At 64.6% G+C, this 16,998-nt stretch carries 17 protein-coding genes; 8 read left to right on the top strand and 9 right to left on the bottom strand.

What is annotated here, in order from left to right:
• Window positions 1–48 precede the first annotated feature (48 nt).
• Window positions 49–762, top strand: a complete 714-nt coding sequence (locus NCR37_RS14585) for a lysophospholipid acyltransferase family protein (RefSeq protein ID WP_250473592.1) — start codon at window positions 49–51, stop codon at window positions 760–762.
• On the opposite strand, the gene NCR37_RS14580 is transcribed toward NCR37_RS14585, so the two are convergent.
• A complete protein-coding gene (locus tag NCR37_RS14580) occupies window positions 759–1,127 on the bottom strand; it encodes a response regulator (RefSeq protein WP_206469330.1) in 369 nt (122 codons plus the stop codon). The two genes, NCR37_RS14585 and NCR37_RS14580, sit on opposite strands and share 4 nt — an antisense overlap.
• Window positions 1,128–1,317: 190 nt before the next feature.
• Window positions 1,318–2,256: a pca operon transcription factor PcaQ gene (pcaQ, locus tag NCR37_RS14575; RefSeq protein WP_250473591.1), complete on the bottom strand. Its 939-nt coding sequence runs from the start codon at window positions 2,254–2,256 to the stop codon at window positions 1,318–1,320.
• Between the two features lie 112 nt (window positions 2,257–2,368).
• Between pcaQ and pcaH the strand changes: the two genes are divergently transcribed.
• The 3 genes from pcaH (at window position 2,369) to NCR37_RS14560 (ending at window position 4,067) form a co-directional block, all read left to right on the top strand.
• Entirely contained in the window at window positions 2,369–3,070 is a 702-nt protein-coding gene (gene pcaH / locus NCR37_RS14570) for a protocatechuate 3,4-dioxygenase subunit beta (RefSeq protein WP_175941150.1), read from the top strand.
• A gap of 2 nt (window positions 3,071–3,072) precedes the next feature.
• Entirely contained in the window at window positions 3,073–3,663 is a 591-nt protein-coding gene (gene pcaG / locus NCR37_RS14565; RefSeq protein ID WP_250473590.1) for a protocatechuate 3,4-dioxygenase subunit alpha, read from the top strand.
• 86 nt (window positions 3,664–3,749) lie between these two features.
• Window positions 3,750–4,067, top strand: a complete 318-nt coding sequence (locus NCR37_RS14560; protein WP_250473589.1) for a DUF2288 domain-containing protein — start codon at window positions 3,750–3,752, stop codon at window positions 4,065–4,067.
• Between the two features lie 13 nt (window positions 4,068–4,080).
• Here the strand turns inward: NCR37_RS14560 and NCR37_RS14555 are convergent, their stop codons facing one another.
• A complete protein-coding gene (locus NCR37_RS14555; protein ID WP_250473588.1) occupies window positions 4,081–5,172 on the bottom strand; it encodes an AI-2E family transporter in 1,092 nt (363 codons plus the stop codon).
• Between the two features lie 169 nt (window positions 5,173–5,341).
• On the opposite strand from NCR37_RS14555, the gene NCR37_RS14550 reads away from it, so the two are divergent.
• Window positions 5,342–5,866 carry an OmpA family protein gene (locus tag NCR37_RS14550; protein ID WP_175941142.1) on the top strand — a complete coding sequence of 175 codons (525 nt, stop codon included), beginning with the start codon at window positions 5,342–5,344 and terminating at the stop codon, window positions 5,864–5,866.
• Here the strand turns inward: NCR37_RS14550 and NCR37_RS14545 are convergent.
• Genes NCR37_RS14545 through NCR37_RS14535 form a run of 3 tightly spaced genes read right to left on the bottom strand, consistent with a single transcriptional unit; the run spans window position 5,863 to window position 10,676 of the window.
• A complete protein-coding gene (locus NCR37_RS14545) occupies window positions 5,863–7,857 on the bottom strand; it encodes an acetyl/propionyl/methylcrotonyl-CoA carboxylase subunit alpha (protein WP_250473587.1) in 1,995 nt (664 codons plus the stop codon). The two genes, NCR37_RS14550 and NCR37_RS14545, sit on opposite strands and share 4 nt — an antisense overlap.
• Window positions 7,858–7,875: 18 nt before the next feature.
• Entirely contained in the window at window positions 7,876–9,483 is a 1,608-nt protein-coding gene (locus tag NCR37_RS14540; RefSeq protein ID WP_250473586.1) for a carboxyl transferase domain-containing protein, read from the bottom strand.
• An 11-nt stretch (window positions 9,484–9,494) separates the two neighbouring features.
• On the bottom strand, window positions 9,495–10,676 hold the full coding sequence (locus NCR37_RS14535; RefSeq protein ID WP_250473585.1) for an isovaleryl-CoA dehydrogenase: 1,182 nt from the start codon (window positions 10,674–10,676) through the stop codon (window positions 9,495–9,497).
• Window positions 10,677–10,839: 163 nt separating this feature from the next.
• On the opposite strand from NCR37_RS14535, the gene NCR37_RS14530 reads away from it, so the two are divergent.
• Window positions 10,840–11,580, top strand: coding sequence for a TetR/AcrR family transcriptional regulator (locus NCR37_RS14530; protein ID WP_250473584.1), 741 nt, complete (start codon window positions 10,840–10,842; stop codon window positions 11,578–11,580).
• Here NCR37_RS14530 and NCR37_RS14525 read toward each other — a convergent pair.
• Both NCR37_RS14525 and NCR37_RS14520 read right to left on the bottom strand, forming a co-directional pair.
• Window positions 11,573–12,466, bottom strand: coding sequence for a ferritin-like domain-containing protein (locus tag NCR37_RS14525; RefSeq protein ID WP_250473583.1), 894 nt, complete (start codon window positions 12,464–12,466; stop codon window positions 11,573–11,575). The two genes, NCR37_RS14530 and NCR37_RS14525, sit on opposite strands and share 8 nt — an antisense overlap.
• Window positions 12,467–12,553: 87 nt before the next feature.
• Window positions 12,554–13,927 carry an MFS transporter gene (locus NCR37_RS14520; RefSeq protein ID WP_502800534.1) on the bottom strand — a complete coding sequence of 458 codons (1,374 nt, stop codon included), beginning with the start codon at window positions 13,925–13,927 and terminating at the stop codon, window positions 12,554–12,556.
• Between the two features lie 499 nt (window positions 13,928–14,426).
• Between NCR37_RS14520 and NCR37_RS14515 the strand changes: the two genes are divergently transcribed.
• Both NCR37_RS14515 and NCR37_RS14510 read left to right on the top strand, forming a co-directional pair.
• A complete protein-coding gene (locus tag NCR37_RS14515; protein ID WP_250473581.1) occupies window positions 14,427–15,218 on the top strand; it encodes an ABC transporter substrate-binding protein in 792 nt (263 codons plus the stop codon).
• Window positions 15,219–15,458: 240 nt separating this feature from the next.
• Window positions 15,459–16,574 (top strand): succinylglutamate desuccinylase/aspartoacylase family protein, encoded by a 1,116-nt coding sequence (locus NCR37_RS14510; protein WP_250473580.1) that lies wholly within the window; start codon window positions 15,459–15,461, stop codon window positions 16,572–16,574.
• Between the two features lie 13 nt (window positions 16,575–16,587).
• On the opposite strand, the gene NCR37_RS14505 is transcribed toward NCR37_RS14510, so the two are convergent.
• Window positions 16,588–16,956, bottom strand: a complete 369-nt coding sequence (locus NCR37_RS14505; protein WP_175941123.1) for a nuclear transport factor 2 family protein — start codon at window positions 16,954–16,956, stop codon at window positions 16,588–16,590.
• Window positions 16,957–16,998: the final 42 nt, after the last annotated feature.

Below are 16,998 nucleotides of genomic sequence, written 5' to 3'. Positions count from 1 at the left end.
CTTCTGCCCTTACCCGCCTTCCTTCAATTCGATACCTTCCCACGCCCGATGCGCCGCACTCTCGTCAAGTGGCTCTTCGCTACCTATCTGCTGGGCAGCGGCACGCTCTGGTCCATCCTGATCCTGCCGCTCTTCCCGTTCGTCGGCCGAAACGGGCGCTACTGGCTCGCGAAGCTCTGGTGCCGCGCGATGGTCGCGATGATGCGCGTCATCGCCGGCGTGACGTGCTCGGTCGAAGGGCTGGAGCATCTGCCGCAAGGACCGTTCATCATCCTGAGCCGGCACGAATCGACGTGGGAGACGCTTGCGTTCATGGCGCTCTTCCCGCGCCGCATCAGCTTCGTCTTCAAGCGCGAACTGATGAAGATTCCGTTTTTCGGCTGGGTTTTGCGCGGTCTCGACATGGTGAGCCTCGATCGCGGCTCGATCCGCCAGGCGCATCAGGCGGTCACGCGGGAATGCGCGGCGCGGCTCAAAAAGGGCGATGCCGTCGTCATTTTTCCGGAAGGCACGCGCGTTGCCCACGATGCGCCGCTCAAGCTCGCCTCGGGCGGCGTGCGGCTCGCCTGCGCGACGAAAGTACCCGTGGTGCCGGTCGTACACGACGCCGGGAAGGTATGGCCCGCGAAAGGCTGGCCGGACCGCGGCGGGCACATTCGCGTGATCGTCACGCCGCCGCTGCCGCTGGATTGCGAAATTCCTCAGGAATTGAACCGGCTCGCGCAGCACCAGATGGACGACGCGCTCGCCGAACTACGTTAATAAAGCGGGCGTTTCTTCGCAGCGCACAGCCGGTTCACCGCCGAGAGCAACGTTTCCGTGTCCACCGGCTTGCGCAGATACCCGTCGTAGCTGACGAACGCGGGCGGGTTCGGATGCCCCGAAATCATCAGAAACGGAATGTGCGCGAGCGACGCGTCGTTTTTCATCGTCTGGCAGAGCAGCGCGCCGCCTAAGCCCGGCATCATCCAGTCGGACACGACGATGTCCACCGCCTGCTCGCCAAGGATCGATAACGCCCGGTTGCCGTCGAATGCGCTGAGGACAGTGCAATCCTCGCCCTGCATGCAGAGAGTCCAGGCTTCGATGGTGCTGGGGTCGTCGTCGACGAGAAGTACGGTCTTCATGGTGCGAACGGTGCGGGCACGGGTTGAATGCGGGAACGAGGGCCGGGCGGCAGCGAGTGGTTGACCGTGAACGTTTGCTTTGGATGCCGCGAGCACGCCATATTCGCCCTTTCGTCATAGTATTTTGTTCCCGCGAAATTTGCGCGGTAAATGCTGCCTGAGCAAACAGCGGGCCGCGCGCAGGCGTCGGTCATTTGGTCGCCGCGCGCGAGCGTCCCGCCTCGCGGATGGCATCCACGAGCGATTCCTCCACCGCCGTGCGCGCGGCGTCGTTGCGGCGAATAAGTCCGATGGGCTCGTCGGTGCCGGCGAACGGCATCGGCAGCGCGACCAGCAGCCCGAGCGCGATGTCGTGCTCGACCGCGCCGGCAGGCACGAACCAGACGGCGTCGTTATGAAGCGCGAGCGAGCGTCCGAGCGAGACCGACAGCGTTTCGACGAGCGCCGTGAGCGCATGCGCGCCGAACGCGGTCAGCATGCTCTCGGCGGACTGCCGGATGAGCGTGCCGAACGGCGGCACGACGATGGCGAAGCGCGTGAGCAGCGCCGGCGTGAGCGGCGTTTCGAACACGAGCGGATGATCGCGCCGCACCGCCACCGCGAGCGGCTCGCGATAAATCTGCTCGAACGACAGCCCGTGCATGGCCTCCGGTTCCGACAGCCGCCCAACCACCAGATCGACTTCGCCGGCCTTCAGACGGTCGAGCAGCGGCGCGTTGGAGTCGGTCTGCACGCTTAGCGAGACCGCGGGCCATTGCTGCCGGAAGGCGGCGAACGCGGGCGGCAGCAACGCGTTGGCGACCGTCGGCAGCACGCCGATCGACACCGCGCCCGGCACGTCTCCGCGCTCCCGCAGCAGCATGTCGACGCCCTCGCGCAGCGATGCCACGCACGCGCTCGCGTGCGGCGCGAAAAGCCGCCCCTCGCGCGTGGGCACCGCGCCACGCCGTCCTCGCTCGAAGAGCCGCACGCCTAGAATGGATTCGAGTTCGCCGATCGTTTTCGACACGGCTGGCTGCGTGATCGACAGGCTATCGGCCGCGCGCTGGACGCTGCCGAGTTGCGTCACAGCCAGGAAGCACTGCAAGTGTCGGAACTTGACGCGCGTGTTGGTGAAGTCCGTATCCATGAAGAGCCGTTATGGTTCGCCGCATAAAACGTCATTTTCCATAACTCGGCGCGTTCGATAAAGTAGTCGCCAGAAATATCCTATTCACGTCACATCATCAGGAGACAGTGACATGACGTCCCCCATTCTCACGCCGCGCGACTGGGAATCGCATCCGCCGTACTTGTCGCCGGGCTACCGGTCGTCGGTGTCGCGCAGTCCTTCGCTGCCGCTCATCCCGCTCAAGGAAAACCTGCGCAACCGCCGCGTGCCCGTGTACGGCGCGGACGATCTCGGCATGTACGACAACGACCTCACGCGCAATGCCGCGAAAAACGGCGCGCCGCTCGGCGAGCGCATCATCGTGACGGGCCGCGTGCTCGACGAAGGCGGTCGCCCCGTGCGCAACACGCTCGTCGAAGTGTGGCAGGCGAATGCCGCCGGGCGCTACGTGCACAAGGCCGACCAGCACGACGCCCCGCTCGACCCGAACTTCCTCGGCGCGGGCCGCTGCCTGACCGACGATCAGGGCCGCTACCGCTTCATGACCATCAAGCCGGGCGCGTATCCGTGGGGCAACCATCCGAACGCGTGGCGGCCGAATCACATTCACTTCTCGCTCTTCGGCGAATACTTCGGCTCGCGCCTCGTCACGCAGATGTACTTCCCCGGCGACCCGCTGCTCGAACTCGATCCCATCTTCCAGGGCATTCCGGAGCATGCGCGGCATCGCCTGGTTTCGCGCTTCTCCATCGATACGACGCAGGAAAACTACGCGCTCGGCTACGAATTCGACATCGTGCTGCGCGGCCCGGACGAGACCCCGACGGAGTGACCATGACGACCCTCAAGCAAACGCCCTCGCAGACCGTCGGACCGTATTTCGCATACGGCCTCGTGCCCGAACAGTACAACTTCGACCTGAAGAGCCTGTTCACCGCATCCGCGGCGGACCGCGAAGTGCCGGGCGAGCACATTGCCGTGGTCGGCAACGTGTTCGACGCGGAAGGCAAGCCGATCGGCGATGCGCTGATCGAAGTCGCCCAGGCCGACGCGAACGGCCGCTACGTGCAAAGCGTGGAAGAAGCGCGCGAGTCGGGCTTTCGCGGCTTTGCGCGCGTCGGCACCGGCACGGACCCGAAGCTGCGCTTTATCGTCGATACGGTGAAGCCCGGCGCGACCGCCGACGATTCCGCGCCGCACCTCGACGTGATCGTGTTGATGCGCGGCATGCTGCTGCACTCGTACACGCGCATTTACTTCGACGACGAAGCCGAAGCGAACGAGAAGGACACCGTGCTGCAAAGCGTGCCGGCCGAGCGCCGCCACACGCTGATCGCGAAGCGCGAGCCGGGCACGGCCTCGACCATTTACCGCTTCGACATTCATCTGCGCGGACCGAACGAGACCGTGTTCTTCGACCTGTAATCGCTGCTCGTCGCCTAGGCGGCAAAGAAGGCGTCCGGCACTGCGCTATAGTGTCGGACGCCTTTCGTTTTTATCGCATTCCCGCCATGACCGACGCCGCCAACGCCGCCAATCCCAGCCCGCTCTATGTGAAGCTCCTCGCCGAAACCGCGCAGATCGGCTGGTCGGAACTCGAACGTTTCTTCGCGAAGGGCGTGCTGATCTGGGTGAAGCGCGATCTCGATCTCGTGAGCGTGGCCGAAGCCGTCGCCAGCGACGACACCCGGCAGGTCACGCAATGGCTTTCGGCGGGGCTCGTCGAGCGCGTGCAGGCCGAAACAGCCGCCGATCTCGCCGCGCGCGATCCCGAGTTGTGGGCCGTGGTCGTGTCGCCGTGGGTGTGCGTGCAGGAACGCGGCGACTGACTCAACGCACGGATCAGGCGCGAATCCAGTCGGTCCACAGCACGACGAGAATCGTCATCAGCGCCGGACCGATGAAAAGCCCGAGCAGCCCGAAGGTCTCCGCGCCGCCTAGAATGCCGAACAGCACGAGCAGAAACGGCAGGCGCGTCGAACCGCCGATCAGCACCGGCCGCACGAAGTGCTCCGAGACGAACACCACGACGAGCCCGAAGATCGCCACGCCCGCCGCCGCGACCATCGAGCCTTGCGCCAGCAGCCACAATGCCGAGCCGAGAAAGACGATCGGCGCGCAGAACGGCAGCATCGCGGCGACCGCCGTCAACATGCCGAGCAGCGTCGCGTGCGGCACGCCCGTCACGGCGTAGGCGATGCCGAGCAATGCGCCCTCGCCCAATCCCACGACTACCAGTCCGACGACCGTGCTGCGCACCGAATCGGCCATGCGCTGCAAGAGCGCCGCGCCGTCCGCGCCCAGCGCGCGCCGCGAGCCCGCGATCAGTTGCCTGCCGAGCTTCGCGCCCGCCTGAAAGATGAAGAAGAGCGTCATCAGCATGAAGCCGAAGATCACGAGGCCATGCACGACGCGGCTGCCGAAGTGCCGCGTCATCGCCACGAACGTCGCGCTGTGCAGGTTCTTGACCGCCGGCGACGATTCGAGCGGCGTCGCGAGATTGGCCTGCCACCAGTGCGCGACCTGCTGCGCGCCGGTCGGCAGCCGCTGTATGAACGCGGGCATCGGAATGCCGGTGCGCAGGACGTCATGGAACCATTGCAGCATGTCGTGCGCTTCGTCGGCGGTCTGCGCGGCGACGACGGCGAACGGCACCACGAATAGCAAGCCGACCGCGAGCGTCAGCAGCACCGCGAGCAGCGTATGACGCTGCCGGAAGATTGGACGCCGCTCGAGCCAGCCGAACGCCGGCCACAACGCAATAGCGATCACGATGGCCCAGACGACCGCGGGAATGAAGGTGCGCGCGGTGTAAGCCGCGACCAGCACGAGAACGGTATAGAGCACCGCCGACGCCGCGCGCTGCATCCTGCGCGTGCGATCGGCCGCTTCAGCCGCGGCGGGCGTGTTCTCGGTGCGCGAAGAAATCGCCATGAAAGGAGCCTCTGAGGGAATCGACGACAAGCGAAAGCGATAGAGCCGGGTGCATTGTAATCGCACGATTCGTTCCACTCCGCGCCAACGATTGATGCAACGTTCTTTACAAAACTGCGCTCAGTCGTCCCTATAATCGCGGCTCGGGCATCAACGCAGGAATCTCGGAATGGTCGGCAAAGGCTTACTGGCGGTAGCAGCATGTGCGTCGCTCGCGCTGTTGACGGGCTGCGGGACCAAGCTGGACCGCTCGACGGAAGAGCGTCTGAATGCGCAATACGGCATCTCGATGCAGCAGGTGAACGGCGGCGTGGAGATGCGGCTCCCCGAAGTCGCGCTTTTCGATACCGACGAAGCGGAGATTCGCCGCGGCAGTCTGCCGGCGCTGGACCGCGCGGCAACTGTGCTCAAGCGCAGCATGCGGCCCGTGCTGATCGAAGGCCACACCGATAACGACGGCACGCTCGCCTATAACAAGACGCTTTCGCAGGCGCGCGCGGAAGCGGTCGCGCGCGCGCTGATCGCGCGGGGCGTGCCGGCCGAGCGCCTCACGACCAAGGGCATGGCGTATCTGCGGCCCATCGCCAGCAACGACACGCCGCAAGGCCGCGCGATGAACCGGCGCGTCGAGATTCTCGTGCGCGCGGAGAGCGAAGAAACGCTGCTCGGCCGCCCGCCGAAGAAGAAGCGCTAGGCCGGCTGCGCTTCCAGCACGAGCAGTTGCGAGCCGTCGGCGACCTGATCGCCGACATCGAAGAGAATCTCGCCGATCTTGCCCGCCGTCGGCGCGACGATCGTGTGCTCCATCTTCATCGCTTCCATCACGATCAGCGGCGCGCCCTTCTCCACCGACGCGCCCGCTTCCACCAACACTGCAATCACCTTGCCCGGCATCGGCGCGGTCAGACGCCCTTCGTGCTCGGCGTCGCCTGCGTGCGCCATCAGGTTCTGCCATTCGAAAGCGAACGCCGCGCCTTCGTAAAAGACGTGGAACGTGTCGCCGTCCGTGAAGACATGACCTTTGATGAGCGCATCGTCGAGCTGGACCGTGAACGACGTTTCTCCGCGATGCGACCAGTCGAAGCGCGCGGTTTTCCCGTCCCATTGCAGGCGCTTTTCGCGATCTTTCGTGAAGACGACCTTCAGCGATTCATCCGTGTCGGCCGCGCGCCAGTTCAGGTCCTGGCTGTAGCCGCCCGCCATGCGCCAGTGCGAGAGCGCGTCCCACGGCGAATGGCCGTGCGCTTCGCCGCCCTCGCGCGTGAGCAGCGCGGCGCACGCGAGCGCGAGCGCCTTGCCGCGCGATACCGGCGACGGCGCAAAGAGCGCATCGCGATGACGCTCGATGAGGCCCGTATCGAGCTCGCCTTGCGAGAACGGCTCGCTTTTCACGATCCGTTGCAGGAACTCGACGTTCGTCTGCAAGCCGACGATCTCGCACTGCGCGAGCGCGCGCGCCATGCGAGCGAGCGCATCGCGGCGGTCGCGGCCATGCACGATCAGCTTCGCGATCATCGGATCGTAGAACGGCGTGATGGCGTCGCCTTCGCGCACGCCGCTGTCGATGCGCACGTTGCCATCGAGCGTGAATTCGACCGCTTCCGGCAGCGCCAGATGCTTGAGCGTGCCCGTCGACGGCAAGAAGCCGCGCGACGGACTTTCGGCATAGATGCGCGCTTCGATCGCGTGGCCGTTCACGCGCAGCTCGTCCTGCTTCAGCGGCAGCGGCTCGCCCGCTGCCACGCGCAATTGCCATTCGACCAGATCGAGCCCCGTCACCATCTCCGTCACCGGATGCTCGACTTGCAGCCGCGTGTTCATCTCCATGAAATAGAACTGGCCGTCCTGCGTCATGATGAACTCGACCGTGCCCGCACCGACGTAATTCACGGCGCGCGCAGCGGCAACGGCGGCTTCGCCCATCGCGCGGCGCGTTTCATCGGCGAGGCCGGGCGCGGGCGCTTCTTCCAGCACCTTCTGGTGACGCCGCTGCACCGAGCAATCGCGATCGAACAGATACACCGCGTTGCCGTGCGTGTCCGCGAAGACCTGCACTTCGACGTGTCGCGGACGCAGCAGATACTTCTCGATCAACACGCGATCGTTGCCGAAGCTCGACGCCGCCTCGCGTTTGCACGACGCGAGCGCCTGCGTGAAGTCCTCGCTGCGCTCGACCACGCGCATGCCCTTGCCGCCGCCGCCCGCGCTCGCCTTCAGCAGCACCGGATAACCGATGCGGTCCGCTTCGCGTTGCAGCAGCGCCGCGTCCTGATCGTCGCCGTGATAGCCGGGCACGAGCGGCACGGATGCGGACTGCATCAGCGCCTTCGCCGCGGCTTTGGAACCCATCGCGCGGATCGCTTCCACCGGCGGCCCGATGAACACGATGCCCGCCTGTTCGCACGCATTGGCGAACGCTTCGTTCTCCGAAAGAAACCCATAGCCCGGATGAACGGCCTGCGCGCCGGTCGCTTTCGCCGCTTCGACAATGCGCTCGATGCGCAAATAGCTCTCCGACGCAGCCGATCCGCCGACGTGCACCGCTTCATCGCAGACATCGACGTGCTTGGCTTTCGCATCCGCATCCGAATACACGGCGACGCTCGCCACGTTCAGGCGCTTCGCGGTCGCCGCCACGCGGCATGCAATCTCGCCGCGGTTCGCAATCAGTATCTTGTTGAACATGGGCATGAGGTCCGTGAGTTACATCCGGAACACGCCGAAGCGCGTGTCTTCGATAGGCGCGTTCATCGTCGCCGCGAGTCCGAGGCCGAGCACGTCGCGCGTCTGCGCCGGATCGATCACGCCGTCGTCCCACAGGCGCGCGCTCGCATAGTACGGATGGCCTTGCGCCTCGTACTGCTCGCGAATCGGCGCTTTAAACGCTTCCTCATCTTCCTTCGACCATGTGCCGCCCTTCTTCTCGATGCCGTCGCGCCGCACGGTCGCGAGCACCGACGCGGCTTGTTCGCCGCCCATCACCGAGATGCGCGCATTCGGCCACATCCACAGGAAACGCGGCGAATACGCGCGGCCGCACATGCCGTAGTTGCCCGCGCCGAACGAGCCGCCGATGATGACCGTGAACTTCGGCACTTTCGCCGTTGCCACCGCCGTGACCATCTTCGCGCCGTTACGCGCGATGCCCTCGTTCTCGTACTTGCGGCCAACCATGAAGCCCGTGATGTTCTGCAAGAACACCAGCGGAATCTTGCGCTGGCAGCACAGTTCGATGAAATGCGCACCCTTCAACGCGGATTCGGAAAACAGAATGCCGTTGTTCGCGACGATACCGACCGGATGCCCCCAGATATGCGCGAAGCCGCAAACGAGCGTGGTGCCGTAACGCGCCTTGAACTCGTCGAACGCGGAATCGTCGACGATGCGCGCGATCACTTCGCGCACGTCGAACGGTTTGCGCGTATCGACCGGAATCACGCCGTAGACGCTCTCCGGCTCATAACGCGGCGGCCGCGGTTCCTTGAGCGCCAGCGTCGGCGCTTTGACGCGATTCAGATTACCGACGATGCTGCGCGCGATGCCGAGCGCGTGCGCGTCGTTCTGCGCGAGATGATCGACGACGCCCGAGAGCCGCGTGTGAACATCGCCCCCGCCCAGGTCTTCCGCGCTCACTTCTTCACCCGTTGCTGCTTTTACAAGCGGCGGACCGCCCAGGAAGATCGTGCCCTGATCTTTCACGATGATCGATTCGTCGCTCATCGCGGGCACATACGCGCCGCCTGCCGTGCACGATCCCATGACGACGGCGATCTGCGCGATGCCCTGCGCCGACATGTTCGCCTGGTTATAGAAGATGCGGCCGAAGTGATCACGGTCGGGAAACACGTCGTCCTGATTCGGCAGGTTCGCGCCGCCCGAATCGACAAGATACACGCACGGCAAGCGATTCTGCTCGGCGATTTCCTGCGCGCGCAGATGCTTCTTCACCGTGACCGGATAATACGTGCCGCCTTTCACCGTGGCGTCGTTGCAGACGATTACGCACTCCTGCCCCGCAATGCGCCCGATGCCGGTGATGATGCCCGCGCCCGGCGCTTCATCGTTGTACATGCCGTACGCCGCGAGTGGCGAGAGTTCGAGAAACGGCGTGCCGGGATCGAGCAACTGCGCGATGCGATCGCGCGGCAGCAGCTTGTTGCGCGACAGATGACGGTCGCGCGCCGCCTGCCCGCCGCCTTCCGCGATCTTCGCGACCTTCTCTTTCAGGTCCGCGACGAGTGCTTCGAGCGCGGCCGCGTTGCTGCGGAAATCCTCGCTGCGCGGATTCAGCTTCGATTCGATGATGGTCATGACACGCGCCCTTATGCCGTCTCTGCAAACAGTTCGCGCCCGATCAGCATGCGGCGAATTTCGCTCGTGCCCGCGCCGATTTCATAGAGCTTCGCATCGCGCCAGAGACGCCCGACCGGATATTCGTTGATATAACCGTTGCCGCCGAGAATCTGAATCGCTTCGCCCGCCATCCACGTCGCTTTTTCGGCGGTATAGAGGATGACGCCTGCGCAGTCCTTGCGCACGTCGCGCACGTGGCCGGTGCCGAGCGTATCGAGCTGGCGGCCCACGGCGTACAGATAAGCGCGGCACGCTTGCAGCGTCGTATAAAGGTCCGCGACCTTGCCTTGAATGAGCTGAAATTCGCCGATGGCTTGCCCAAACTGCTTGCGGTCGTGAATATACGGCACGACCGCGTCCATGCACGCGAGCATGATGCCCGTCGGACCGCCCGCGAGCACGGCGCGTTCATAGTCGAGACCGCTCATCAGCACCTTCACGCCGCCGTTCAACGCGCCGAGGATGTTCTCTTTCGGCACTTCGACATTTTCAAACACGAGCTCGCCCGTATGCGAGCCGCGCATGCCGAGCTTGTCCAGCTTCTGCGCGACGGAAAAGCCTTTCATGCCCTTCTCGACGATGAACGCGGTAATGCCTCTCGCGCCCGCTTCGATGTCCGTCTTCGCATACACGACGAGCGTGTCGCAATCCGGGCCGTTGGTGATCCACATCTTCGTGCCGTTGAGCACGTAGTGGTCGCCCCTTTCGTCGGCGCGCAGCTTCATGCTGACCACATCCGACCCGGCGTTGGGCTCACTCATCGCCAGGGCGCCGACGTGCTCGCCGGACACGAGCTTCGGCAGATACTTGCGCTTCTGCGCTTCCGTGCCGTTGCGATGAATCTGGTTCACGCACAGATTCGAATGCGCGCCGTACGACAGCCCGACCGACGCCGACGCGCGCGAAATTTCCTCCATTGCGACCATGTGCGCCGTGTAGCCCATGTTGGCGCCGCCGTATTCCTCGGACACCGTCATGCCGAGCACGCCGAGATCGCCGAATTTTTTCCACAGGTCCATCGGGAACTGGTCGGTACGGTCGATTTCCGCGGCGCGCGGCGCAATCTCCTTCGCTGCGAAGTTGACGAGCGTATCGCGCAACATGTCGATGTCTTCGCCCAGCGCGAAGTTCAGGCCCGGCACGGTGCTCATGGGTGTCTCCTCGATATACAGTGGGGTCGGCGTACCTGAATCTGAGCCTGGCTCACAACGGGCAGCTAACCGAATGGTGGCTTATTTCACGCTCAAATCGGGTAGCCGTCAATAGGGTTTTGAGCTACGCTCACATTTGTTCCCGACAATCTTCGGCACGATCATGTCCACGCAATCCACCGCCACCGGCCGCCGCACGCCCGCCGGCGTCAAATCGCAGCAACGCGTGCGCGACATCCTGCAAGCAGGCCGCGATGTCTTCGCCGAAAAAGGCTACGACGCGGCGACCACGGCGGAAATCGCGCAGCGCGCGGGCATTTCGGAGGCGACCGTCTTCAGCTACTTCAGCGGCAAACGGGCGCTGTGCGCGCGCGTGATCGCCGACTGGTATGACGAGATCATCGACGCGTTCGAAAGCGGGTTGCCGCGCGAAGGCTCCGTCAGGCAACAGTTCGCGTTCATCGTGCGGACGCATTTGCGGCTGATGCTCGTCAACGGCACCGGCTTATGTTCGCTGGTGCTGTCGGAAGGCCGCACGAAACAGCATGATCTCTCGGACACGCTGACTGAATTGCAGCGCCGCTACACCGCGCCGCTGATGGACGTGCTCGCGCGCGGGCAGGCGCTCGGGCACATACGCGCGGACGTGTCGCTACGCCTTTTGCGCTCGCTCGTTTTCGGGCCGATGGAGCATGTGCTGTGGGACGCGACGCTGGCGAAGCGCCGCCTGAGTCAGGCTCAGATCGAGACGACGGCGGATGAACTGGTGGACGTGTTGTGGGCCGCGCTGCAGCCGCCGGACGCGCAGCTCGCGGCGCTGGCACGGTTCAGGCAGGACGTGGAGGATGCGTCGCGGCGGTATGAGGAGCGTGCGAAAGGTTCCGGACCGGGTTCGGCTACTTAACAAACCGCCGCGCCAGCCGCGCGAGCATCGGCACGGTGGTCGGGCGCAGCAACCGCGCGTCGTAGCCCGCCATGCGACGCTCGTTCTCGACGAGACACAGATCGATCAACGCGCCCACCGACACGTTCCCGGCCACCGAATCCCCGACATTCGCCGGGAAATTCGCGTCCTGCGCCGCGCCGCTCTTGTCGAAACCGCGCGCAAGCGAGATGCGATCCCGGATCAGCGAAAGCCACACGCCCGCCGTCTTCAGCAGGAAGCCGGGCTTGCGATACCACGGCAAGCTGTGCCGATACCACGCCACCCAGTTCGCAAAGAACAGGATGTGCCGCGCCTCTTCCTGAATTACCGGCTCGAACGTCTCGACGAGCGCTTCCGGAAAATAGCCGGACTGACGCGCCGCCTCGAAAAGACCGAACGCGAAGAAACTGTCGATGCACTCGCTGTAGCCCGTGAGCATCCACGCGCGCAAGGCGTCGTCAGGCGCCGGATACGGCGGCTCGGGCGCGAGTTCGATGCCGTACGCCTCGACGAGCTTCGACAGCACGAGCTTGTGCCGCGCCTCCTCGCCGCCGTTCATGCGCAGCGCTTCGTTGAGCAGCGGATCGGCGACGCTCGCCGCATAGGTCGCCACGCGAATCGACGCCCGGCCTTCGGTCTGCACCGCGATATCCCAGATGGGCAGCGACGTGACGCGCCTGAGCGCCGCCGGGTCCAGCTTCGGCCACTCGATGACGGCAGGCTTATAAGGATTGTGCGTCGTCAGCAGCATCTCGCAGAACATGCGCTTGTGCATCTCGGAACCGATCCTGATCCGGCCTTCGGATCGATAGATCCAGTTGCGCATCGCATGATCTGCTTCGACTGGGGTGAGCGTGTCGGACATATTCGAATAGTGGGCGGCTATAAGGAACGTCCTGCGGATTCTGGCATACAGAACGCTCACACGCAGCAATCGGCACGCCGCTTCGTCTCAATGCGAGATCTTCTCCAGCGCCATGTCGCGCGTTCTCGGCCCCATCAGCCCGATTGCCGCCATCACGATCAACATGGCGCCCGCGCTGAACACGAACACGCCCGTGGTGCCGAAACCCTTCAACACGCCCGCGATGATGAAGGACGTGAAGATCGCGGAGAACCGGCTCCACGAATAGACGAAGCCGACCGCGCGCGCCCGGATGCTGGTCGGAAACAGCTCGGCCTGATAGGCGTGAAAGCTGTACGACATGATGTTCGAGGACAGCGTGAGCCCGACGCCCATCGCAATGAGAAACGCGGCGTTCGACGACTGGCTGAACAGCAGCCCGCACACGATATTGGCCGCCGCCATCGCGACGATCGCCGTCTTTCGCTCGATCTTGTCGGCAATCGCGAGGCCGATCATCGGACCGATGGGCGCGGCGATCGCGATGATGCTCGAATACATCAGGCTCGACGTCACCGTAATGCCCTGCTTGATGAGGAGCGTCGGCACCCAGTTCGCGAAGCCGTAGAAGCCGACCGTCTGAAACACGTTGAAGATAATCATCATCGTCGCGCGCTTGCCGTAGGGCGGGCGCCACATGCGGGCGAACGAGCCGCCTTTCGCGCTCTCGGCGTCCAGAACCGGCTCCGGCTCGGCGGGCGGCGGCAGCGGCTTGCCGTATTCGCGTTGCACCTGCGCTTCTAGCGCGGACATCACGCGGTCGGCTTCGTCCAGCCGCCCCTTCTGCGCGAGCCAGCGCGGGCTTTCGGGCAAGCGGCGGCGAATCCACCAGACGAAAAGCGCGCCATGCGCGCCGATCACGACGACCCAGCGCCAGCCGTCGATGCCGAACGGCGCGTGCGGCACGAGCAGATACGCGAGAAATGCGACCACCGGCACCGCCATGAAACCCACCGCCTGCTCGCAGGCGAACGCGCGGCCGCGAATGTGCTTCGGCGCGAGTTCGGAGATATACGTGCCGATGGTCACCAGTTCCACGCCGATGCCCACCCCCGCCATGAAGCGCCAGAAGTTGAGGCCCGTCGCGGTCTCCTGAAACGCCATCACGACGTTGGCCGCCGTGTACCAGAGCAGCGAATACGTGAACACCGCGCGACGGCCGAAGCGGTCGGCGAGCCAGCCGCACGCCACCGTGCCGATAAAGAGCCCCGCGAACAGCGACGCGATGAAGCTCGCCACGCCCGTCATGCCGAAGAAGCCGTTCGTAGTCGGCGTCAGAATGCCGCTTCGCACGAGGCCCGGCGCGACATAGCCCGAATACAGCAAGTCGTAAAGCTCGAAGAAGAACCCGAGACTCAGCAGCACGACGAGCGTCCATACCGTGCGCGTGGCCGGCAGACGGTCCAGGCGCGCGGAAATCATGCCGGCGGACAGCGCGGGCGCGGCCGCATCGGCGGATGCGCGGCGCGTTTGCGCCGCGGGGGAGGTTGCCATCGGTGTCGTCTCCTGATTCATGTGTGGCTCGCATCGGGCCATGCGCGCGGGCTTTCGTCGCGCTATCGAACAAAGTCGCGCCAAGTGAAGGCCGCATCTTAACCGGATGGATCATTCGTGCCGAGCGTCGCCTTTTGGCGCAGATCCGCTGTTCATCGGCCGCAAACGCGTGTGCCGCGCCCAGCGCTTCTGCACCGATGCCGAAATAATCCTGTGCGCCGTAAGGAGGAAGTGCTCTAATCCACCGCTATTCGGGGTTTCACTAGGTCCCGAACTATTTTGGCTTGGTAACCTTCTGCCGATTCTGCACGGACACGATCCGCGGAATGCGCGCCTTCCGGCCTGTTTCAGGCGACCGCCCGCCTCGCCGGACGGCACCGGAACGAGACCTTCCGGGCCGAACTGACCACCTTCTGGAGTTAAAACAGTGAAGAAACTGCTTGCCGCCTTGTCGATGTCCCTTCTCGCCGTCACGTCGTTCACCGCCGTCACGGCCCATGCCAAGGACTATTCGACGATCCGCTTCGGCGTCGACGCAAGTTATCCCCCGTTCGAATCGAAGGGTTCGGATGGCAAGCTGGTCGGTTTCGACATCGATCTCGGCAACGAAATCTGCACGCGCCTGAAGGCCAAGTGCGTGTGGGTGGAGAACGATTTCGACGGCATGATCCCCGCGTTGAAGGCGAAGAAGTTCGACGGCGTGCTCTCGTCGATGTCCATGACGCCGCAACGCGCCGAGCAGATCGCTTTCTCCAGCAAGCTCTTCAATACGCCGACGCGCCTCGTCGCGAAGAAAGGCAGCGGCATTCAGCCGACGGCCGACAGCCTGAAGGGCAAGAACGTCGGCGTCGAGCAGGGCACGATTCAGGAAACCTACGCCAAGACGTACTGGGCGCCGAAGGGCGTGACCGTCACGCCTTACCAGAACCAGGATCAGGTCTACGCCGACCTGACCTCGGGCCGTCTGGACGCCGCGCTGCAAGACGCGGTGCAGGCCGACATCGGCTTTCTGAAGACGCCGCGCGGCGCGGGCTTCGACTTCGCGGGCAAGGATATCGTCGACGAGAAGATCCTCGGCAATGGCGCCGGTATCGGTCTGCGCAAGGAAGACACCGACCTGAAGGCGAAGATCGACAAGGCGATCGCCGACATCATCAAGGACGGCACGTACAAGAAGATCGAGAAGAAGTACTTCGACTTCGACGTGTACGGCGGCTAATTCTCCGGAAGCAGCCAAAGACCGAACGGGCTCCGCGGAGCCCGTTTTTTATTGCGCGCCGTACATCCCGTGCCGACAAGCCGGCCGCCCGCCACGCCGATTTCGGCTAAGATCGAACGTCTGAGGCGGCGCCGGCGGACGGAGACACCGCGGCGCCCCACTCGCCCCGCACTGGAGCGCCTCAGCCTGTCCAGCAACCATCGAGGCAAGACCTCGCGCACTCGCGTGCGCGCGAACACTATGCAGACCAGAACCCACCAGCTCATCTCGCCGACGCTCGGCACCTCACGCAGCATCGCCAGTTTTCATTACGGTCCGGGTGACGGACAGAAGATCTACATTCAGTCGTCGCTGCACGCGGACGAACTGCCGGGCATGCTGGTCGCGTGGAAGCTGCGCCGCCAGCTTGCCGCTTTCGAAGCCGCCGGCAAGCTGCGCGGCGAAGTGGTGATCGTGCCGGTGCCGAATCCCATCGGCCTCAATCAGTTCCTGCACGGCAATCTGCTCGGCCGGTTCGATACCAACAGCGGCCACAACTTCAACCGCAATTTCCACGATCTCGCCGCGCTGATCGCGCCGCGCATCGAAGCGCGCCTGACGAACGACGCGGAGGCCAACCGCCTCGCCGTGCGCGCCGCGATGAAAGAGGCGCTCGACGAACAGACGCCGCGCACCGAGCTCGAATCGCAACGCCTCGCGCTGCAAAAGCTCTCCTACGACGCGGACGTCGTGCTCGACCTGCACTGCGACCTTGACGCCGCGCTGCATCTGTACACAAACCCGGACATCTGGACGGAAGTCGAGCCGCTCGCGCGTTATCTCGACTCGAAGGCATCGCTGCTCGCGCTCAATTCGGTCGGCAATCCGTTCGACGAGATTCACAGCTTCTGCTGGTCGGATCTGCGCGCGCGTTACGGCGATCGCTTCCCGATCCCGAACGGCGGCATCTCGGTGACGGTGGAATTGCGCAGTCAGCATGACGTGTCGCACGAACTCGCGGACAAGGACGCGCAGGCTATCGTCAACTACCTGATTCACCGCGGCGTGATCGATGCGCCCGAAGCGCCGCTGCCCGCGCTCGCGTACCCCGCGACGCCGCTTGCCGGCGCGGAGCCGATCGTGGCGCCCGTGTCGGGCGTACTCGTGTTTCGCGCGCAAGTGGGCGCGTTCATCGATGCGGGCGAAGCGATCGCCGATATCGTCGATCCGCTGACCGACACGGTGACCACGGTCAAGTGCAGCACCTCGGGCGTCATGTACGCGCGGCATATCACGCGCTTCGCGACGGCGGGTCTCGAAGTCGCGCGCATCGCGGGCGCGAAGGCGTATCGCACGGGCTCGCTGCTTTCGGCCTGATCGTTTCTTAGTTTTAGAAAGCCATGAGACCGCATTGCGCCGCGACCACGCGCCAGGCGCCTGCGGTCTCGCCCCACGTCCGCGTATAGCGCAGGCTGCCCGTAAACGGCGCGCCGCCGAACGTGCCCGATATCGCCACGCGCGTCACCGTGATCGCAAACGCGCCGTACACGCGGATGCTCTGCTCCTCGATACTCAGCGTGTCGATTCGCTGCATGCCATAGCGATGTCCGTTCAGGTCGTCGGCCTTCGTCCAGACCTTGCCCGTTGCGTCGACGAAGCTCAGATCGTCGGCGAGAAGCGCATCGAGCGCTTTCACGTCTGAGGCGATCATCGCCTGTCTCAGCCGTTCCTCCAGTTCGCGGATTCCCTGTTCGTCCATGTCCATGCGCTCGCGGTAATGAACCGCCAGCATAGCGCGGCC

Origin of the sequence: Caballeronia sp. GAFFF1 (assembly GCF_023630705.1) — a bacterium.
In the GTDB taxonomy this organism is placed as follows: domain Bacteria; phylum Pseudomonadota; class Gammaproteobacteria; order Burkholderiales; family Burkholderiaceae; genus Caballeronia.
This window is presented reverse-complemented; position numbering and strand designations above follow the sequence as displayed.